Here is a 208-nt window from a genome sequence, read left to right on the forward strand (position 1 = left end):
CGCAGAGGTTTTTTGGTACTAGAGTTTCTTTGTTTTTTTTCTTTGTGTCTTTTGCGAAAGCTTTGGAGTGTTCTGCGAGGAATGATTTTTTCACAAAGAGCGCAAAGTTTCAGGCGAAGTTCGCAGAGGTTTTTTGGGGTTTGAATTTCTTTGTTTTTTTCTTTGTGTCCTTTCCGAAATCCTTGGTGCGCTCTGCAGGAAGTGTTTT

Source organism: Rhodonellum psychrophilum GCM71 = DSM 17998, from assembly GCF_000381545.1.
Lineage (GTDB): Bacteria > Bacteroidota > Bacteroidia > Cytophagales > Cyclobacteriaceae > Rhodonellum > Rhodonellum psychrophilum.